Annotated in this window: 21 protein-coding genes and 1 pseudogene; 11 read left to right on the forward strand and 11 right to left on the reverse strand. The window is 70.5% G+C overall.

Annotated elements, in window-relative coordinates; translation table 11 throughout:
- Window positions 1-103: 103 nt before the first annotated feature.
- The 7 genes and pseudogenes from D7I47_RS15155 to D7I47_RS01425 all read left to right on the forward strand — a co-directional run.
- A pseudogene (locus tag D7I47_RS15155) lies at window positions 104-178 on the forward strand (DUF2510 domain-containing protein); the annotation flags it as partial.
- 171 nt (window positions 179-349) lie between these two features.
- Window positions 350-976 (forward strand): hypothetical protein, encoded by a 627-nt coding sequence (locus D7I47_RS14855; RefSeq protein ID WP_170154346.1) that lies wholly within the window; start codon window positions 350-352, stop codon window positions 974-976.
- On the forward strand, window positions 976-1530 hold the full coding sequence (locus D7I47_RS01405) for a GTP-binding protein (RefSeq protein WP_120761388.1): 555 nt from the start codon (window positions 976-978) through the stop codon (window positions 1528-1530). The genes D7I47_RS14855 and D7I47_RS01405 overlap by 1 nt, the downstream gene beginning before the upstream one ends.
- A complete protein-coding gene (locus D7I47_RS01410) occupies window positions 1527-1934 on the forward strand; it encodes a roadblock/LC7 domain-containing protein (RefSeq protein WP_120761389.1) in 408 nt (135 codons plus the stop codon). Before D7I47_RS01405 ends, D7I47_RS01410 begins: the two co-directional genes overlap by 4 nt.
- A gap of 67 nt (window positions 1935-2001) precedes the next feature.
- Window positions 2002-2985 (forward strand): mechanosensitive ion channel family protein, encoded by a 984-nt coding sequence (locus tag D7I47_RS01415; RefSeq protein WP_120761390.1) that lies wholly within the window; start codon window positions 2002-2004, stop codon window positions 2983-2985.
- Between the two features lie 14 nt (window positions 2986-2999).
- Window positions 3000-3398, forward strand: coding sequence for a globin (locus D7I47_RS01420; protein WP_120763758.1), 399 nt, complete (start codon window positions 3000-3002; stop codon window positions 3396-3398).
- A gap of 55 nt (window positions 3399-3453) precedes the next feature.
- Entirely contained in the window at window positions 3454-5109 is a 1656-nt protein-coding gene (locus D7I47_RS01425; protein WP_120761391.1) for an FAD-binding dehydrogenase, read from the forward strand.
- Window positions 5110-5194: 85 nt separating this feature from the next.
- Here the strand turns inward: D7I47_RS01425 and D7I47_RS01430 are convergent, their stop codons facing one another.
- A complete protein-coding gene (locus tag D7I47_RS01430) occupies window positions 5195-5884 on the reverse strand; it encodes a hypothetical protein (RefSeq protein ID WP_120761392.1) in 690 nt (229 codons plus the stop codon).
- Window positions 5885-5935: 51 nt separating this feature from the next.
- On the opposite strand from D7I47_RS01430, the gene D7I47_RS01435 reads away from it, so the two are divergent.
- On the forward strand, window positions 5936-6829 hold the full coding sequence (locus D7I47_RS01435) for an acyl-CoA thioesterase (RefSeq protein WP_120761393.1): 894 nt from the start codon (window positions 5936-5938) through the stop codon (window positions 6827-6829).
- 268 nt (window positions 6830-7097) lie between these two features.
- Here the strand turns inward: D7I47_RS01435 and D7I47_RS01440 are convergent, their stop codons facing one another.
- The 3 genes from D7I47_RS01440 to ettA form a co-directional block, all read right to left on the reverse strand.
- On the reverse strand, window positions 7098-7520 hold the full coding sequence (locus D7I47_RS01440) for a DUF6069 family protein (protein WP_120761394.1): 423 nt from the start codon (window positions 7518-7520) through the stop codon (window positions 7098-7100).
- Between the two features lie 202 nt (window positions 7521-7722).
- The gene (locus D7I47_RS01445; protein WP_120761395.1) at window positions 7723-8196 is read right to left on the reverse strand and encodes an acyl-CoA thioesterase; all 474 of its coding nucleotides are present in this window, start codon (window positions 8194-8196) and stop codon (window positions 7723-7725) included.
- 7 nt (window positions 8197-8203) lie between these two features.
- Window positions 8204-9883 (reverse strand): energy-dependent translational throttle protein EttA, encoded by a 1680-nt coding sequence (gene ettA, locus D7I47_RS01450; protein WP_120761396.1) that lies wholly within the window; start codon window positions 9881-9883, stop codon window positions 8204-8206.
- A 281-nt stretch (window positions 9884-10164) separates the two neighbouring features.
- Here ettA and D7I47_RS01455 point away from each other — a divergent pair, with 281 nt between their 5' ends.
- Window positions 10165-11604: a hypothetical protein gene (locus D7I47_RS01455; RefSeq protein WP_120761397.1), complete on the forward strand. Its 1440-nt coding sequence runs from the start codon at window positions 10165-10167 to the stop codon at window positions 11602-11604.
- Between the two features lie 71 nt (window positions 11605-11675).
- Here the strand turns inward: D7I47_RS01455 and D7I47_RS01460 are convergent, their stop codons facing one another.
- The 5 genes from D7I47_RS01460 to msrA all read right to left on the reverse strand — a co-directional run bounded on the left by D7I47_RS01460 (window position 11676) and on the right by msrA (window position 13980).
- The gene (locus D7I47_RS01460; RefSeq protein WP_120761398.1) at window positions 11676-11924 is read right to left on the reverse strand and encodes a hypothetical protein; all 249 of its coding nucleotides are present in this window, start codon (window positions 11922-11924) and stop codon (window positions 11676-11678) included.
- Window positions 11925-12040: 116 nt separating this feature from the next.
- Window positions 12041-12511 (reverse strand): DUF6993 domain-containing protein, encoded by a 471-nt coding sequence (locus D7I47_RS01465; RefSeq protein WP_120761399.1) that lies wholly within the window; start codon window positions 12509-12511, stop codon window positions 12041-12043.
- A 47-nt stretch (window positions 12512-12558) separates the two neighbouring features.
- A complete protein-coding gene (locus tag D7I47_RS01470) occupies window positions 12559-13008 on the reverse strand; it encodes a single-stranded DNA-binding protein (protein ID WP_120761400.1) in 450 nt (149 codons plus the stop codon).
- 165 nt (window positions 13009-13173) lie between these two features.
- Window positions 13174-13386, reverse strand: a complete 213-nt coding sequence (locus D7I47_RS01475; RefSeq protein WP_120761401.1) for a methyltransferase — start codon at window positions 13384-13386, stop codon at window positions 13174-13176.
- Window positions 13387-13452: 66 nt separating this feature from the next.
- The gene (gene msrA, locus D7I47_RS01480) at window positions 13453-13980 is read right to left on the reverse strand and encodes a peptide-methionine (S)-S-oxide reductase MsrA (RefSeq protein ID WP_120761402.1); all 528 of its coding nucleotides are present in this window, start codon (window positions 13978-13980) and stop codon (window positions 13453-13455) included.
- A gap of 82 nt (window positions 13981-14062) precedes the next feature.
- Here msrA and D7I47_RS01485 point away from each other — a divergent pair, with 82 nt between their 5' ends.
- Together D7I47_RS01485 and D7I47_RS01490 are read left to right on the forward strand one after the other, a co-directional pair.
- Window positions 14063-15067 carry an aldo/keto reductase gene (locus D7I47_RS01485; RefSeq protein WP_120761403.1) on the forward strand — a complete coding sequence of 335 codons (1005 nt, stop codon included), beginning with the start codon at window positions 14063-14065 and terminating at the stop codon, window positions 15065-15067.
- A 59-nt stretch (window positions 15068-15126) separates the two neighbouring features.
- Entirely contained in the window at window positions 15127-15852 is a 726-nt protein-coding gene (locus tag D7I47_RS01490; protein WP_120761404.1) for a hypothetical protein, read from the forward strand.
- A 12-nt stretch (window positions 15853-15864) separates the two neighbouring features.
- On the opposite strand, the gene D7I47_RS01495 is transcribed toward D7I47_RS01490, so the two are convergent.
- Both D7I47_RS01495 and D7I47_RS01500 read right to left on the reverse strand, forming a co-directional pair.
- Entirely contained in the window at window positions 15865-16539 is a 675-nt protein-coding gene (locus tag D7I47_RS01495; RefSeq protein ID WP_120761405.1) for an ABC transporter ATP-binding protein, read from the reverse strand.
- The gene (locus D7I47_RS01500) at window positions 16536-17465 is read right to left on the reverse strand and encodes an ABC transporter ATP-binding protein (protein ID WP_120761406.1); all 930 of its coding nucleotides are present in this window, start codon (window positions 17463-17465) and stop codon (window positions 16536-16538) included. Before D7I47_RS01500 ends, D7I47_RS01495 begins: the two co-directional genes overlap by 4 nt.
- Window position 17466 lies beyond the last annotated feature (1 nt).

Here is a 17466-nt window from a genome sequence, read left to right on the forward strand (position 1 = left end):
ATCGACTACCACTCGACTACGTTCAGGCATGACACGAACCCGGTGTCTGCGCGGGGCCGAGCGGTTCCGCTTCCCACGATAAACAAACCCGAAGAAGACCACCGTGACCGACACCCAGGTCCGGGCAGGTTGGTATCCCGACCCATTGGGCGCGCCTCAACTCCGATGGTGGGACGGCCGAGCCTGGACGAGCGACACGTCCACCGCACGACAGCCGGCGCGCCCTGCTGCCGCGCCGTCGGCGGACTTCGCCGAGCCCGCGCGCGACACGCGTGCGCCGCGCCACCGCGCGGAGTCGGCCGGAGAGGGTGCTGCGGCGCGGACCGGCGCCACGTTCGAGGAGACGCCGATGGCGCTCCCCGCGGGCACCTCCGACCTGCCCGAGCTCGGCTGGGCGGGTGCCGCGCTCACCCTGCACTCGGTGCAGTCGACGCGGCTCCCCATGCTCATCGAGCTGGGGGTCTCCGGGCATCCCACGATCCGCATCGACGCCCGGCACCAGGCGTACGACTGGCTGCTCGAGCTCGAGCGCTTCCCCGAGCACCCGGTCGGCGTGGTCGTGTCGGTCGAGCTCGTGGGCGAGGGCACCCCGGCACCGTTCGAGCTGCCCGGCAAGAGCCTCGACGAGCTGCTGTGGAAGGTGGGCCGCGCCGGGTTCCCCGAGCGTCTCGCGCCCTGGCTCGAGCCGGGCGACGCCTACCACCTCATCCGCTGGCCCAACTGGACCACCCTCAAGCCCGATACCGACCACCTGCGCCAGACCGCGATGCTCGCCAACTCCCTGCTCACGATCGAGCAGCTCGCGGGCCTCTCCGGCCGCGGGGTCGAGACCACCCGCACCCTCGTCAACGCGCTCAGCCTCATGGGCGTGCTCGGCACGGTGCCCGCCGCATCCCTCGTCCGCCACGCGGTCCCCCAGGAGCTCCCGGAGAGCAGCCTCTTCCAGCGGCTGCGCAAACGGTTCCGGATGCAGTGATGGCCGAGTACGTCATCCTGTTCGCGGGACCGATGGGGGCCGGCAAGACGACCGCGATCGGCTCGCTCAGCGAGATCGGGGTCGTCTCCACGGAGGCCGCCAACACCGACCGCGAGACGGTCGACAAGGAGACCACGACCGTCGGCTTCGACTACGGCGAGATCGACCTCGACCCCGACAAGGTCAAGCTCTACGGCATCCCGGGCCAGGGTCGCTTCGACTTCATGTGGGAGATCCTGCAGGCGCGCTCGATGGGGCTCATCGTGCTCATCAACGCGGATGCGCCGGAGCCCGAGCGGCACGTGTTCGAACAGCTCACGGCCTTCGCCGACCTCGCCCGCCGCGGCGGCGTCGTCGTGGGCGTGACCCGCTACGACATCCAGCGCACCGACATCGGCGACCGCATCGTCGCGACGGCCCGCAACGTGCTCCCCGAGCGCACGGTGCCGGTGTTCGCGGTGGATGCGCGCGACCAGGAGCAGATGCGCACGCTGCTGCTCTCCCTCATCGCGGACATCGAGATCCGCCAGGCGCTCGCGGTGGCCGGCGCATGAGCGCGCCCGAGACGGTGGCGCTCCACCACGACGCGCGCGTGATCGCGGCGACCGAGACCGTGCTCGCGCGGCTCGCCGCCCGCAACTCCGGGCTGCGGATCGCCGTCGTGCTCACCGAGGACGGCTTCGAGGTGGCCCGCTCGGCCGGGCTGCCCGACGGCACCGCCCGGCTCGCGAGCATGGGCAGCACGCTGCAACTGCTCTCGGAGGCGGTCATCCGGGAACTGCAGCTCGACGCACCCGCGCAGGTGACCGTCGCGGGGGCCCGCGGCAGCGTCATCGTGCGACGGGTGGGCACCCTGCCGCTCGCGCTCATCGCCGTGTTCTCGCCCGCGCGCGGCCGCGACGAGAAGGCCGTGCGCGTCGCCGCCGACGCGCTCGCCGCCGCCGTCGGCACCCGCTGAACCCGCGGCTGCGCACCCCGAGCCGGCACCCCGAGCCGGCACCGCACCGGCGGATAGGCTGGGAGGCATGGACGCGATCGTCGCCTGGTGGGAGAGCCTCGGTCCCTGGCAGGCGCCGGCCCGGGTCGTGCTCATCGTCGTGCTCGCGGTGCTCATCCGCCTGGCTCTGCAGTTCGCGATCAACCGCACGGTGCGCTCGATCGTCTCGGGCGTGAAGAGGAAGCAGGGCGTCACCGACACTCAGGCGCTCATGGCCACCCCGCTCGCCGCCGTGCGCGTCGTGCAGCGCACCCGCACCCTCGGCGGGGTGCTGTCGAGCGTCGTGACGACCGTCGTCGTGATCGTCGCGGCGCTGCTCATCATCACGACGATCGCCCCGGATGCCGCGGGCGCGTTCTCGCTCATCACCGCGGCGATCGGCGCGGGCCTCGGCTTCGGCGCCCAGAACATCGTCAAGGACGTGCTCAACGGCCTCTTCATGGTCATCGAGGACCAGCTCGGCGTGGGGGATGTCGTCGACCTCGGGCCCGCGACGGGCGTCGTCGAGGCGGTCGGCATCCGCATCACCGACATCCGCGACGTCAACGGCACCCTGTGGCACGTGCGCAACGGCGAGATCGTGCGGGTCGGCAACCTCTCGCAGGGTTGGGCGCGCGCCATCATCGACCTCGCGGTGCCGTACGACACCGACATCGACGCCGTCGAGGCGCTCATCCTGCAGACCGCCGTGTCGATGTCGCAGGAGTCCAAGTGGAAGCGCCTCATCATGGAGCGGCCCGAGGTGTGGGGCATCGAGTCGATCTCGGCCGAGGCGATCGTCGTGCGGCTCGTCGTGAAGACCCGCACGAGCGCGAAGGACGACGTGGCGCGCGAGCTGCGGCTGCGGCTCAAGCGCGCCCTCGACGAGGAGGGAATCCGCCTGCCCGCGCTCAACTCGATCGTGCTGAGCGGCTTCGAGGGTGCGGGATCCATCCGCGGCGCCCGTCCGCCGCGCACCGGCCAGCTGCCCGTGACGCGGCCGAAGCCCCAGACGCCCAAGGACCCGTCGTGAACCTGCAGATCCGGATGGGTCAGGGCGGCGACATCGTCGGGTCGAGCTTCTGGCAGGAGGTCGGCGGGCGCGCCACCTTCGAGCGGCTCGTGCGGCGCTTCTACGAGGGCGTGCGCGAGGACGAGCTGCTGTGGCCCATGTACCCGGAGGACGACCTCGAGGGCGCCATCCAGCGCCTCACCGGCTTCCTCGAGCAGTACTGGGGCGGCCCGGGCACCTACAGCGAGCAGCGCGGCCACCCGCGGCTGCGCATCCGGCACGCGCCGTTCCCCATCACGCCGGCCGCGCGCGACCGCTGGCTGCACCACATGCGCGTCGCCGTCGACGAGCTCGGGCTCAGCCCGCTGCACGAGAACATGCTCTGGGACTATCTGGAGCGTGCCGCACACGCCATGGTCAACACCGCCGGATAGGGTGAATCGACCGCAACTTGGTCACCTGACCGACTTCAGAGGGGAACGAGGACGGATGCCGGAGCAGGCCGACGCCATCATCATCGGAGCGGGACTCTCGGGGCTCGTCGCAGCCGCCGAGCTCGTCGAGGCGGGCAAGCGCGTCATCATCCTCGACCAGGAGCCCGAGGCGAGCTTCGGCGGGCAGGCGTGGTGGTCGTTCGGCGGACTGTTCCTCATCGACTCGCCCGAGCAGCGCCGGATGGGCGTCAAGGACTCGCACGAGCTGGCCCGCCAGGACTGGTTCGCGAGCGCCGAGTTCGACCGTGCCGAGGACGACTGGGCCCGCGAGTGGGCCGAGGCGTACCTCGCCTTCGCCGCCGGCGAGAAGCGCGACTGGCTGAAGGCCAAGGGCGTCTCGTTCTTCCCCGTCGTCGGCTGGGCGGAGCGCGGCGGCTACACCGCGACCGGCCACGGCAACTCGGTGCCGCGCTTCCACATCACCTGGGGCACCGGCCCCGGCATCCTCGAGCCCTTCATCCGCATCGTGCGGGAGGGCGTCGAGGCGGGGCTCGTCGAGCTGCGCTTCCGGCACCGCGTCGACCGCCTGCTCACCAAGGGCCAGACCGTCATCGGCGCCGCGGGCGCCATCCTCGCCCCGGATGCCGCCGAGCGCGGCGAGGCCTCGAACCGCGAGGAGACGGGCGAGTTCGAGGTGAAGGCCCCCGCCGTGGTCGTCGCCTCGGGCGGCATCGGCGGCAACCACGAGCTCGTGCGCGAGAACTGGCCCGAGTGGCTCGGCACGGCGCCCGAACATATGCTCTCCGGGGTACCCGCGCATGTCGACGGGCGCATGCTCGGCATCGCCGCGAAGGCGAAGGCGCGCCTCGTCAACGGCGACCGCATGTGGCACTACGTCGAGGGCATCGAGAACCACTCCCCCGTCTGGCCGCTGCACGGCATCCGCATCCTGCCCGGGCCCTCGAGCATGTGGTTCGACGCGACCGGCAAGCGGCTGCCCGTGCCGCTGTTCCCCGGCTTCGACACCCTCGGCACGCTCGAGTACCTGCGCCAGACCGGCCACGACCACTCGTGGTTCATCCTCGACCAGTCGATCATCGAGAAGGAGTTCGCGCTCTCGGGCTCGGAGCAGAACCCCGACCTCACCGGCAAGAGCGTGAAGGAGCTGCTGCGTCAGCGCCTCGGCAAGGGCGCGACGGATGCCGTGGAGGCCTTCAAGGAGAAGGGCCCCGACTTCGTCGTGGCCGACTCGCTCGACGACCTGTTCGCGGGGATGCGGCGGCTCGCGCCCGAGGTCGAGCTCGACGTCGTCGCGATCCGGCAGGAGCTGGAGGCCCGCGACCGCGAGCTCGACAACAGCTTCACGAAGGACGCCCAGGTGACCGCCATCCGCGGCGCCCGCAACTACCGGGGCGACAAGCTCATCCGGGTGGCGAAGCCGCACAAGATCCTCGACGAGAAGCACCGGCCGCTCATCGCGGTCAAGCTGCACGTGCTCACCCGCAAGAGCCTCGGCGGCATCCAGACCGACCTCTCGTCGCGCGCCCTGAACGCCGCGGGCAAGCCCATCCCCGGCCTCTACGCGGTCGGCGAGGCGGCGGGCTTCGGCGGCGGCGGCGTGCACGGCTACCGCGCGCTCGAGGGCACCTTCCTCGGCGGTTGCCTCTTCACCGGCCGCCAGGCCGGCCGCGCCATCCTCGAGTCCCTCTAGCCGTTCCTGGTCAAACGCTGCAGCGCTTGGCCTGCCGCGGCGGTGATGTCTGCAGCGCGCGGGGAGGCGCTGCAGCGTTTGACACCTAGCGGGAGAGGGTCCAGGCGCGGCGACGGATGAGCACGTGGCCGCGGTGGGTCGTGAGGCGCGTCCAGGGGCCGGTCTCGTAGACGCGCACCTGCTCGTCGCCCGCGAAGCCGAGGCTGTCGAGGGCGAAGGCCGCGCCCGTCGGGATGTGCTCGAAGCCCGCGATCTCGCGACCCCACACCTCGCCCCGCACGCGCCGCACGATCGACTCGCCCACGGCATCCGGAACCGCCTCGGCCACCTCGGCGATGCCCTCGCGCGCCACCCGGTCGAGCAGCGCACCCTCGATGGGCGGCACCCCGCGCCAGCCGCCGCGCGGGGGCGAGATCGCGGCCCAGGTGGCGGTGTGCACCTCCATCGGCAGCCCCACGGCCACCGCCTCCTCACGCCCCGCGGCGATCGACTCCACCGCGAGCTGCTGGGCGCGCTCGACCCGCAGCAGCAGGGAGCGGATGGGCACGACGGCGTCGAAGTCGTCGCGGCTCGCGAGCGCGAAGGTGCGCAGCCCCAGCACCGTGGGCGTCAGATCGAGCAGCCCCACCGGGTACAGCACCGCCGAGTACACCGCGAGCACGCCGCTGCCGCCGATGAGGCGCACCGAGCCGTCCTCCACGCGCTGGGCACGTGAGAGGTAGACCTGGAGGTCGTCGAGCGACGCCGGGTCGGCGAGGGTGAAGGAGCGCGTCACAGCGTTCCCAGCCTAGCCCGGGCAGGGCGCGGCGACTTCTAGACTGGCGTCATGAGCAACCCGCGCGAGGGCCTGGACCCGCTGGCCGGCCTGCTCACCACCCTCGACCTCACCGACACCGGCGCCCGCACGAGCGAGGACATCTTCACGGGCCCGAGCCAGTGGATGCCGGGGGGCCGGGTCTTCGGCGGCCAGGTGTACGCGCAGTCGATCATGGCCGCCATCCGCACCGTCGAGGAGGAGCGCTCCATCCACTCCACGCACGGCTACTTCCTGCGGCCGGGCGACGCGAACCAGCCGATCACCTTCTCGGTCGACCGCATCCACGACGGCCGCTCCTTCTCCACCCGGCGCACCCAGGCGTACCAGAACGGGGTGCCGATCCTGTCGATGATCGCCTCGTTCCAGGACCACGACCCCGGCGTCGAGCACCAGGTGGCCGCGCCCGAGGGGGTCACCCCACCCGAGGAGCTGCCGTCGGCGGCCGAGGTGCTCGGCCCCATCGACCACCCGGTCGCGCAGTTCTGGGCCACGAGCCGCGCCTTCGAGATCCGGCACGTCGAGCAGCCCATCTACTTCGAGCCCGACCCGAACCGGGTGCCGCGGCAGGCGATCTGGATGCGCACGATCGGTCCGCTGCCCGACGACCCGAACCTGCACCGTGCGGCCCTCGCCTACGCGAGCGACTACTCGATCCTCGAGCCCGTGCTGCGCGCCCACGGGGTGCGTTGGACGCACCCCGGCCTGAAGATGGCGAGCCTCGACCACGCCATGTGGTGGCATCGCTTCGCGCGCGTCGACGACTGGCTGCTGTACGTGCAGGAGTCGCCCACCGCGTCCGGCGGGCGCGGCCTGTCGACGGGCCGCATCTTCACGCGCGACGGGGTGCTCGTGGCCTCCATCGCACAGGAGGGCATGGTGCGCATCCCCGAGCTGCACGACTGAGGTGCGCGGCCGGGGCACCGGCGGCATCCCCCCTCTTGTTCGCAACTCAGGAAATACCTCTCTCTTCGCGGTCGGGCGCGGCGAAACGCGAGTTTCTCCTGAGTTGCGAAGACCTCCGTTATCGCAACTCAGGAGAAAGCACGCCGATGCGTGGCGCCCACGCTGTGTTCGGCCGGATCTCCTGAGTTGCGGAGACCGTGCGGCCCGCGGGGCGTGGGGTTGGTGGGGCGTGCGGGTGCGCGGGCCGGTAGGGCGCGCCGCCGGGGGGTCAGCGGGCCGGCGCGATGCGACGGCCTGCGAGCACCGCGACGGCGGCGACGAGCGGATGCATGAGCGCGAGGGCCGCCACGCCACCCGGCGTCGCGGCGGGGATGAAGCCGGTCGCCAGCAGCACCGCGTCCGGGATCAGGGTCAGCAGCACCAGCACGGGGACGAGCACGCGCAGCACCCGCGCCGAACGCCGGACGAAGCGCACCACGAGCACCCAGCCGCCGATCGCGGCGAGGGTGCCGACGACGGCGAAGCTCAGGTAGGCCTGCGGCTGCAGCGGCGGGAATCCCGCGCCGACGCCCGCGAGCGACGCGACGAGGGCGATGAGCGAGGTGCCGACGGCCGAGACCACGACGGCGAGGATCACCGTCACGGCGACGGCGAGGGGGCGGGCTGCGGGGCGGGCTGCGGTGGCGGTCATGGCGATCTCCCTGGTCGACGGATGCGATGCCGCCGACGCTAGGCGCGCATCCGGGGTCGCCGGAACCGCTGCAGGGAGTAACCCGCCTACTCCCGCGGGAGCAGAGCGGACCCGACGACCGCCGTGACCTCGATCTCGACACGCATCTCGGGCTCCATGAGCGGAACCCGCATCATGGTCGCCGCGGGACGCGAGCGTGCGTTCAGCCGCGCTTGGCGAAGGCCACGGGCTCCTCGATGTAGGGCGCGAACGCCTCGCGCAGTTCGTCGGGGATGCGCGCCGGGCGGCCGGAGGTCGCATCCACCATCACGAGCGTCGTCGAGGCGATCGTGTACCGGATGCGGGGGTCGACGCCGTCCGGCGAGTACACCTCGTAGCAGATCTCGATGCTCGCGCCGCCGATCCGCCCGATCCACAGTTCCACCACGATGGGGCTGCGCTGGAAGGGGATGGGCGCCAGGTACTCGACCTCCTGGCGGGCGATGAGGCTGAGGATCGGCGCGCCGGGGCGCGCGTCGAGCAGGGCCGTGGGCCGCCCGTCGACCCCGTCGTCGGGGCGCCAGAACGCCTCCATGCGCGCCTCCTCGAGCAGACGCAGCATCTCGGCGTTGTTGACGTGCGCGTAGGCGTCGACGTCGCTCCAGCGCAGCCGGATGGGAACGTGGATGCGGGTCACGTCGACGTCAGTCGCGGGTGAGCTTGCGGTAGACCGAGCGGTGCGGCTTCGCCGCCTCGGGGCCGAGGCGCTCGATCTTGTTCTGCTCGTAGGCCTCGAAGTTGCCCTCGAACCAGTACCACTCCGACGGGTTCTCCTCGGTGCCCTCGTAGGCGAGGATGTGGGTCGCGATCCGGTCGAGGAACCACCGGTCGTGGGTGATGACGACCGCGCAGCCGGGGAACTCGAGCAGCGCGTTCTCGAGCGACTGCAGCGTCTCGACGTCGAGGTCGTTGGTGGGCTCGTCGAGCAGCAGCAGGTTGCCGCCCTCCTTGAGGGTGAGCGCGAGGTTCAGGCGGTTGCGCTCACCGCCCGAGAGCACGCCGGCCTTCTTCTGCTGGTCGGGGCCCTTGAAGCCGAACTTCGACACGTAGGCGCGGCTCGGGATCTCGGTCTTGCCGACCACGATGATGTCGAGGCCGTCCGAGACCACCTCCCACAGCGTCTTGTTGGGGTCGATGTTCGAGCGGGTCTGGTCGACGTAGCTGATCTTGACGGTCTCGCCGATCTTCAGGTCGCCGCCGTCGAGCGGCTCGAGGCCGACGATCGTCTTGAACAGGGTGGTCTTGCCGACGCCGTTCGGGCCGATCACGCCGACGATGCCGTTCGGCGGCAGCGTGAAGCTGAGCCCGTCGATGAGCACCCGGTCGCCGAAGCCCTTCTTGAGCTTCTTCGCCTCGATGACGACGTTGCCGAGGCGCGGCCCCGGCGGGATCTGGATCTCGTCGAAGTCGAGCTTGCGGGTGCGGTCGGCCTCCGCCGCCATCTCCTCGTAGCGGGCCAGACGCGCCTTCGACTTCGCCTGGCGACCCTTCGTGTTCGAGCGCACCCAGTCGAGCTCGTCGGCGAGGCGCTTGGCGAGCTTGGCGTCCTTCTTGCCCTGCACCTCGAGGCGCTGGGCCTTCTTCTCCAGGTAGGTCGAGTAGTTGCCCTCGTAGGGGTAGAGGTGACCGCGGTCGACCTCGGCGATCCACTGGGCGACGTTGTCGAGGAAGTACCGGTCGTGGGTGATCGCGATGACCGCGCCTGGGTACTTCTGCAGGTGCTGCTCGAGCCACAGCACGCTCTCGGCGTCGAGGTGGTTGGTGGGCTCGTCGAGCAGCAGCAGGTCGGGCTTCTGCAGCAGCAGCTTCGCGAGGGCGACGCGGCGCTTCTCACCACCCGACAGGTTCTTCACGGGCGCGTCCGGCGGCGGGGTGCGCAGGGCGTCCATCGCCTGCTCGAGCTGGGAGTCGAGGTCCCACCCGTCGGCGGCGTCGATCTCCTCCTGCAGCACGCCCATCTCGGCGAGCAGGGAGTCGAAGTCGGCATCCGGGTCGCTCATGGCCGCCGAGATCTCGTTGAAGCGGTCGAGCTTCGCCTTGATCGCGATGCCCTCCTGGATGTTCTCGAGCACGGTCTTGGTCTCGTCGAGCTCGGGCTCCTGCATGAGGATGCCGACCGAGTACCCGGGGGTGAGCTTCGCCTCGCCGTTGGAGGGGGTGTCGAGCCCCGCCATGATCTTCAGGATCGTCGACTTGCCGGCGCCGTTCGGGCCGACCATGCCGATCTTGGCTCCCGGCAGGAACGCCATCGTGACGTCGTCGAGGATGAGCTTCTCGCCGACCGACTTGCGGGCGCGCACCATGGAGTAGATGTACTCAGCCATGGTTTCGATCCTACGGGCGTCGGCCTGGTGCGGATGACGCGCCGCCCTTCGTTTCGAAGGGGTAAGAGGGATCGTTCTGTCGACTGTGGTAGCTCATCCTGCCGGAGCGCGCTATCGGGCGGCCTACAGGCCGGCGCGCACGAACTACACGCTCAGTGCGTGCGCAGGATCTTGGACGGCGTGGCTCTACTTCGACTCGCTCCTTCCGACGAGAGGCGCGCAGTCCACGGAAAGGATCATTTGCGAGCTCGAGTGTCGGCGGCGACGAATACCGTGACGACGTGCCCGAACCCGACTACGAGCGAGAACTCGAGCGTCTAGTGCGCCAGCTCGACCGCATGGCGCTGCGTGTGGTTGGGCGGGACCGCTCGATCGTCCTCAACGAGGGCGTCGAAGCGTTCTTCAAGTTCCAGGAGGATCTGTTCGACTTCCAGATCGAGGTTCAAAGGCATCTCGCGTCGCTGAAGGCCACAACGCGACGCAGCGCCCAAGCACGAAAGGATGCCGCTCGATTTCGCCAGATTCGATGGAATGCGCGTCGCCTCGGAGATGCCCTCGCCTGGGATCACTTCAACAAGGACAAGCAGCACATCGCGGCACTGTCGCACAACGATCTGATGCCTATCCCGAGCACCAAAGAGGATGACGGCGTGCGAGGGACGTGGTTGGCAGCGCGCGCGTGCGCGGGGCCTGACTGGGGAATCCCACTGCTGCACGACATCACAAGCTGCTTGCGAGTCGGCGACATCACCTTCCTCAACGTTGATCGCAAGACTCGGAAGTTGGTCCATCACACCGTCGAGGTCAAGTCGCATCGCACGGCGACAGAACCCATCAACGACAAGACGGAGAACATCACCCTGCAGGTAACTCTCATCACCAACGAGCCGATGCCCGAAGGACTCGGTGAGGTTAAGGCGGCGCCGGCGATTCAGACTCGCCCGCGTTGGCAAACCGATCAGCGCTTCCGGCGTCAGATGCAACGGATGGATGCAGCTGTCCAGCATCGCAAGGCCAAGCTCAACAGCATCAATCAGATTGGCGACACGACCCACTTGACGCTCACGCGCGTCGGCGAAGACAAGCACCATTGGGCGGAGTTGCGGAGAGCCATCCGAAACGCTCGCAAGGATGGAACCTCGTTCTTTTCCGTCGACGGGTACGCCGGGTACATCGTCGCGTACAACCCGGAAGGTGTGACCCCTTCAGACTTCCAGCGCAACTTCCCGAAGGAAGCTCTCACGGACGAGTTGCACGTCGAGGGTCACGAGCGGAACAGCATGTTGCTTCAAACCGTGCCTTTGACTGATGAGGACGCGTCCTTTGCGAGCGAGGTACTGCCCTTCTACATGTACGACATTCCCAAGCGGGCGGTGAGCGAACTGCTCAGCGGGAAACTCGCCATCGTCTCCTTCCTGAACATCGCGCGCGTCGCTGACGCCTTGGAGACGCTTGGCTACGAGATCATTCCGGATCCCGCCAGCGGAAAGGCTGACGGGCGGTCCTTCTGGACTCGCGCGACGCTGAATTGGCCGGAAGGAAGCTTCGCGATCGAAACACCGGCGCCGTGGCGCCAGATGCTGATCTCCATGCACGAATTCCTTGGCGTCAGCAGCGTAATCGCCCCGGCCGCCGCGACTCTCGACCTACCCGCCCGGATTAGGTTCGAGGACTTTCAAAGTTCGTACGAACAGTTCGGTTCGCGTCACCCCGCGGCGTAAGTCGCGCGACCACTCGGGGCCTGGTCTCGAGACCATCCTCTGTCGCACGACACAGCCGGTCCTCCGCCGCACTAGCCCGCATCGAATCCCAACCGTCGACTCTGCGCATCCGCGGATGCGACCGTCCAGCTCTGGCCCAGGTCGTCGACTAGCTCGATCTCGAAGGGGCCCTTGCCGAGGACGCCGCGAACGCTGGCCTTCACGTCCGCCTCGATATCCTCTGGCCGCAGCGTTTCGGTGGAAAACGGCCCGCGCGGAGCCTCGATGACCGTGATCCATCGCGTCGATTCGATGGGGAACACTTCGACGCGGATCCTCATGTGCCGAGGGTGTCAGCCTGCCAACACGCGACGCAACTTCGTTGCAGCAATAGGAATGGCCGGTTGTATTCAGCCACCCGTCGATCCTACGGGCGCCGGGAGGGCGACCGGTGCGGCTACGCGGGTCGGGCGGTGCCGATGATGCAGCGGCCGTTCGCCGGGAGCTCGGTCACGAGGCTCGTGTAGCCGATGTTGCCCCACTGCCCGAGCAGGCAGCTGTCGGCGAAGCGGATCGAGAACACGATGTTGTCGGCCGCGACGCCGATCGCGGTGGTGTCGGGCGTCACCTCCATCGCCTCACGGGGGAAGCCGTGGGCGACGAGGTTGTCGATGAACGCCGCCCCGCCGAGCGCCACACCCGAGTCGATGAGCTCGCGGTTGATGGTGTCGAAGTATTCCTGGTTGTCGGCGGCGGTGCCGTCGAGCTCCGGCCCCGAGGTCGGGGTGGGCGTCGGGGTGGGCGTCGCGGATGCCGTGGGCGTCTCGGACGGCGTGGGCTCCGGCTCCGGGGTGGTGCAGCCCGCGAGCAGCACGGCGGCCGCGAGCGCGGCGGCCGCGCACGCGAGTGCACGACGCGGTCGGGTCATCCGGGCCTCCGAGGTCGTCGCGCGACGGGTGCGCGATCGCCCCGAGTCTAGAACGGCAGCACCTCGGCGACCTGAGCCTCCGCCGGGAACTCCTCGGGCGCATCCGCCTCGGACGCCGACGGGGTCGCCGCCGCGCCCCCGCGCGAGACGCGCGTGAACTGCGAGGTGCCCCACGTCAGGTCGTGCCCGAGGGCGTCGGCGACGATCTCGACCTCGCGGCCGTTCTTGTCGCCGTCGTTCCAGTCGCGCACCCGCAGCCGCCCCGTGACGAAGATGCGCTGCCCCTTCGCGAACGAGGCGCCGGCATTCGCGGCGAGTTGCCGGAATGCGACGATGCGGAACCAGTTGGTCTCGGCGTCGATCCAGCCGCCCGTGGCCTTGTCGAAGCGGCGGTGGTTGGCGGCGAGCCGGAACTGGAGCACGTCGAGCCCCTCGGCGGAGACGGTGTGCTTGGGCTCGGTGGCGACGACGCCCACGACGGTGACGATCTCGGTCATTGCTCCTCCTCTTTCGCGGATGCGGCGCCCGGCGGACGATCGTGCCGGGACGTCCGGTCCGGGCGCCGTGGCATCAGCGTGCCGGGCGCGCGGCATCCGCGGGATCCCGCATCCCCGAATCGGGGACGACGGGACGCCGCGGTACCTGGGGAGGAGCGGTGGTGCTCAGTGTTCCCGGAAGTCCGGCCACTCCGAGCCGGGGGTGAGCGCCGCATGCAGGGCGCTCTTGGCGACGTCGAGGCTGGGGTAGCTGCCCCGGTAGTCGGCGTCGTCGACGAGCTTGACCTGGAAGGTCTCGCCCGTGCGGTGGATGGTGCCCACGGCGCCGGCGGGCCCGAAGGCCACCCAGCGCTGCTCGACGGTGGTGCTCTCGCTCATGATCTGCTCCTTTGCGTCGCATCCGTCTGCGTCGTCTTCGACGCTACCCCGGCCCGGCGCCGGCGGCTACACCGCCTTCACGTACTGCGCGTAGCTCTTGCGGATCTTGCTGACCTTGGGCAGCGCGACCGCCATGCAGTAGCCCTGGCCGGGGTTCTTGGCGAAGAAGTCCTGGTGGTACTCCTCCGCCCGGTAGAACTCGCCGAGCCTGGTGATCGTGGTGACGATGCCGTCGCCCCACGCGTCTGCCGCGCGGTCGCGGGCCTGCTCGAACTCGAGCTTCTGGTCGTCGTCGGCGTAGAACATCGCCGAACGGTACTGGGTTCCGATGTCGGCGCCCTGGCGGTTGAGCTGACGCGGGTCGTGCAGGCTGAAGAACACGTCGAGGATGACGCTCGAGGGGATGACCTCCTCGTCGAACGTCACGGCGACCGCCTCCGCGTGGCCGGTGCTGCCCGTGCAGACGAGCTCGTAGCTCGGGTTCGGCACGTTGCCGCCGGTGTAGCCGGACACGACGTCCGTCACGCCCTCGAGCGTGCGGTACACCGCGTCGAGACACCAGAAGCAGCCGCCGGCGAGAACGAAAGTGCGCATGATGCGACCCTACTTTCCTTGGGTTCGGGGGGACACCGGATACAACGCAGCGGATGTCGCATCCGTTCCCTAGGGTGAGGACATGCCGTACAGCGCCGCCGACGACCGCTACGAGAAGCTCGACTACGCCCGGGTGGGCCGCTCGGGGCTGAAGCTCCCCCGCATCTCGCTGGGCCTCTGGAACAACTTCGGCCACGACCGGGCGTTCACCACCCAGCGCGACATCGTGCTGCGCGCCTTCGACCTGGGCGTCACCCACTTCGACCTCGCCAACAACTACGGCCCTCCCGGCGGCGCCGCGGAGGAGAACTTCGGCCGGCTGCTGGCATCCGAGCTCCGGCCGTACCGCGACGAGCTCGTCGTGTCGTCGAAGGCGGGCTACGACATGTGGCCGGGGCCGTACGGCGACTTCGGGTCGCGCAAGTACCTGCTGAGCTCGCTCGACGCCTCGCTCGGCCGGCTCGGCCTCGACTACGTCGACATCTTCTACCACCACCGCCCCGACCCCGAGACCCCCGTCGAGGAGTCGATGGGCGCGCTCGCCCACGCGGTGCGCTCGGGCAAGGCGCTCTACGCGGGCATCTCGAACTACGGCCCGGATGACACCCGCCGCGCCTACGAGGCGCTCGCCGCCGAGGGGGTACCGCTGCTCATCCACCAGCCCTCCTACTCGATGTTCAACCGACTCCCCGAGCAGGGGCTGCTCGAAGTGGTCGAGGAGCTCGGCATCGGCTCGATCGTCTTCTCGCCCCTCGCGCAGGGCCTGCTCACGGCGCGCTACCTCGACGGCATCCCGGCGGATTCGCGGGTCGCCGAGGGGCGCTGGATGAACGCCGACACCATCAGCGAGGAGTACCTCGAGCGCGCACGCGGCCTGAACGCGATCGCCGAGGCGCGCGGCCAGTCGCTCGCCCAGCTCGCGCTGCTGTGGGTGCTGCGGCAGGGCGCCGTCACGAGCGCCCTCATCGGCGCCTCGAGCGTGCGCCAGCTGGAGGACAACCTGGCGGCCCTCGACGGCGCCCCGCTCACCGCCGAGGAGATCGCGGCGATCGAGCCGTTCGCGGTGCACGGCACGGGTCGCCGCTGATTCCGCGGCGCGCGGGGGAAGACAGGCCGTTCCGCCCGGACCGGACGTAGGGTGCCGCCATGCAGTGGTGGAACGCTTTCGTGGACTGGTTCTATTCGGAGGACGGCCAGCGCCTCCTCGTGACCGCCGTCATCCCCTTCGTGGCGATCGTGGTCGCCGGCATCGTCGCGGCCCTCATCGGACGCGGTGCGACGAAGCGGCTCGTGGCCCAGCGCGACCACGAGACGCGGGCCGCCGCCGTCTCCTCGCTCATCTCGGCGGGCCAGAACGCCGCCCGCTGGCACAGCCAGACCCCGGCCGCGCGCGAGCACGCCGAGCACCTCGCGAACGACGCGGATGTCATGGTGCGGCTGCTGCCGATCTCGGGCGCCAACTACGCCGCCGACTGGGCCTCGCACCAGCTCGCCGACATGCGCACCAACTCGGTGAGCTTCAGCTACCAGGCCGACCAGACGCTCGCCGAGTACCGCGAGCGCCTCGTGACGTGGCTGCACAAGCCGGGCAAGGGCCGCAAGCTCTTCGCCGCCGATCTGGAGCGCTGGCGCTACGAGGACCAGGCGACCGATCCGGTGATCGTCGAGCAGCAGAAGTGGGCCGAGGAGCAGTTCACGGCCGCCACCGACCAGCCGGTCGCGCACGCCGAGCAGCTGCCGCTGCCCGCGGAGGCCGAGCCCGCGGAGGCCACGGCCGTGCAGCCGGCGGTCGTCGAGCCCGCCGACCTCTACTCGAGCCCCGTCGCGACGGCGGAGGAGCCAAGCCTCGACACGCCCGCCCGCGGCGTCTGAACCGGACCCGCCTCAGTCGGTGAGGCGGCCGTCGTGCAGCTGCAGCACGCGATCCGCCCGTTCCGCGAGCGCCGAATCGTGGGTGGCGACGAGCGCCGCCATGCCGGTGTCGCGCACGAGTTCGCCGATGAGCGTCATGATCGCCGCCCCCGTCTCCGAGTCGAGCTGGCCGGTCGGTTCGTCGGCGAGCAGCAGCGCCGGCCGCGCCACGATGGCGCGCGCGAGGCCCACCCGCTGCTGCTGACCGCCCGAGAGCTCGCCGGGCCGCTGGGCGGAGTGCTCGGTGAGACCCACGGCCGCGAGCGCCGCGGCCACCCGCTCCTCGCGCTCGGCGCGCGGCACCCGCAGGATCCGCAGCGGCACCTCGACGTTCTCGGCGGCCGAGAGCACGGGCAGCAGCCCGAAGGTCTGGAAGACGGAGGCGACGCGCGTCGAGCGCAGCTCCCGCAGTTCGGCATCCCCGAGCGTCGCGAGGTCGCGGCCGTCGAGCTCGACGCGCCCGGCGGTGGGCCGGTCGAGGCCGCCGAGCAGCGTCAGCAGGGTGGTCTTGCCGGCGCCGGAGCGCCCCTGCAGCACGACGAGCTCGCCCGCCGACACCTCGAGGCCCACCCCGTCGACGGCGCGCACCTCGCCCGCCGGGGTGCGGAACACCCGCTCGAGTCCCTCGCCGCGCAGCACCACGGTCATCGCGCGTCCTCCCCGTCCTGACGCTCGCCCTGCCCGCCCTGCCCGTGGCTGCGGCCCTGCCGCACCTGGATGTGGTCGGGTTCGAGGCTCAGCCGTACGCGATCGCGCAGGCCGAGCGCGCCGGTGAACTCGGCGGGCAGCTGCAGACGACCGGCCCGGTCGAGCACCGCGAACTCCTCGGCCACCCGCACCCGCGCGCCCTCGGCGTCGGTGCGGGTGCTGCGCAGCACCTCGGTCGAGGTGCGGCCGTCGCGGATGCGGATGGTGCGGTCGACGTGCTCGGCGACCGCACCGTCGTGGGTCACCACGAGCGTCGTGAGCCCGTGCTCGCGCCCCACCGTCTCCATCGCCTCGAGTACCTGCGCGCTCGAGGTCTCGTCGAGCTCGCCCGTGGGCTCGTCGGCGAGCAGCACGCGCGGGCCGTTGGCGAGGGCGACGGCGAGCGCGACGCGCTGCTGCTGACCGCCGGAGAGCTCGGCGGGGCGACGGTCCGCGAGCTCGCCGATCCCGAGCAGCTCGAGCAGTCCGGCGGCGCGCGAGGCGCGCTCGCGCCGCGGCACGACCCCCGCGACGAGGTGGGCGAGGGCGATGTTCTCGGCGGCCGTGAGGTAGCCGACGAGGTTGCGACTCGTCTGCTGCCAGATGAAGCCGACACTGCGACGGCGGTACGCGATCCGCTCCCGGCGGCCCATCGTGGTGAGGTCGTGCCCCGCCACCTGGGCGACGCCCGCCGTGGGGGTGTCGAGGCCCGCGAGGATGCCGAGCAGCGTCGACTTGCCGGAGCCCGACGCGCCCACGAGCGCGACGAGCTCGCCGCGCTCGACGCGCAGGTCGAGCCCCTGGAGGGCCTGCACCTCGACGCCCTGCGCCGTGAAGATGCGCACGAGCTCCGAGCACAGGATGTCCGGTTCGGCGAGCGCGGTCATC

The sequence above is a fragment of the Protaetiibacter intestinalis genome, from assembly GCF_003627075.1.
Lineage (GTDB): Bacteria > Actinomycetota > Actinomycetes > Actinomycetales > Microbacteriaceae > Homoserinibacter > Homoserinibacter intestinalis.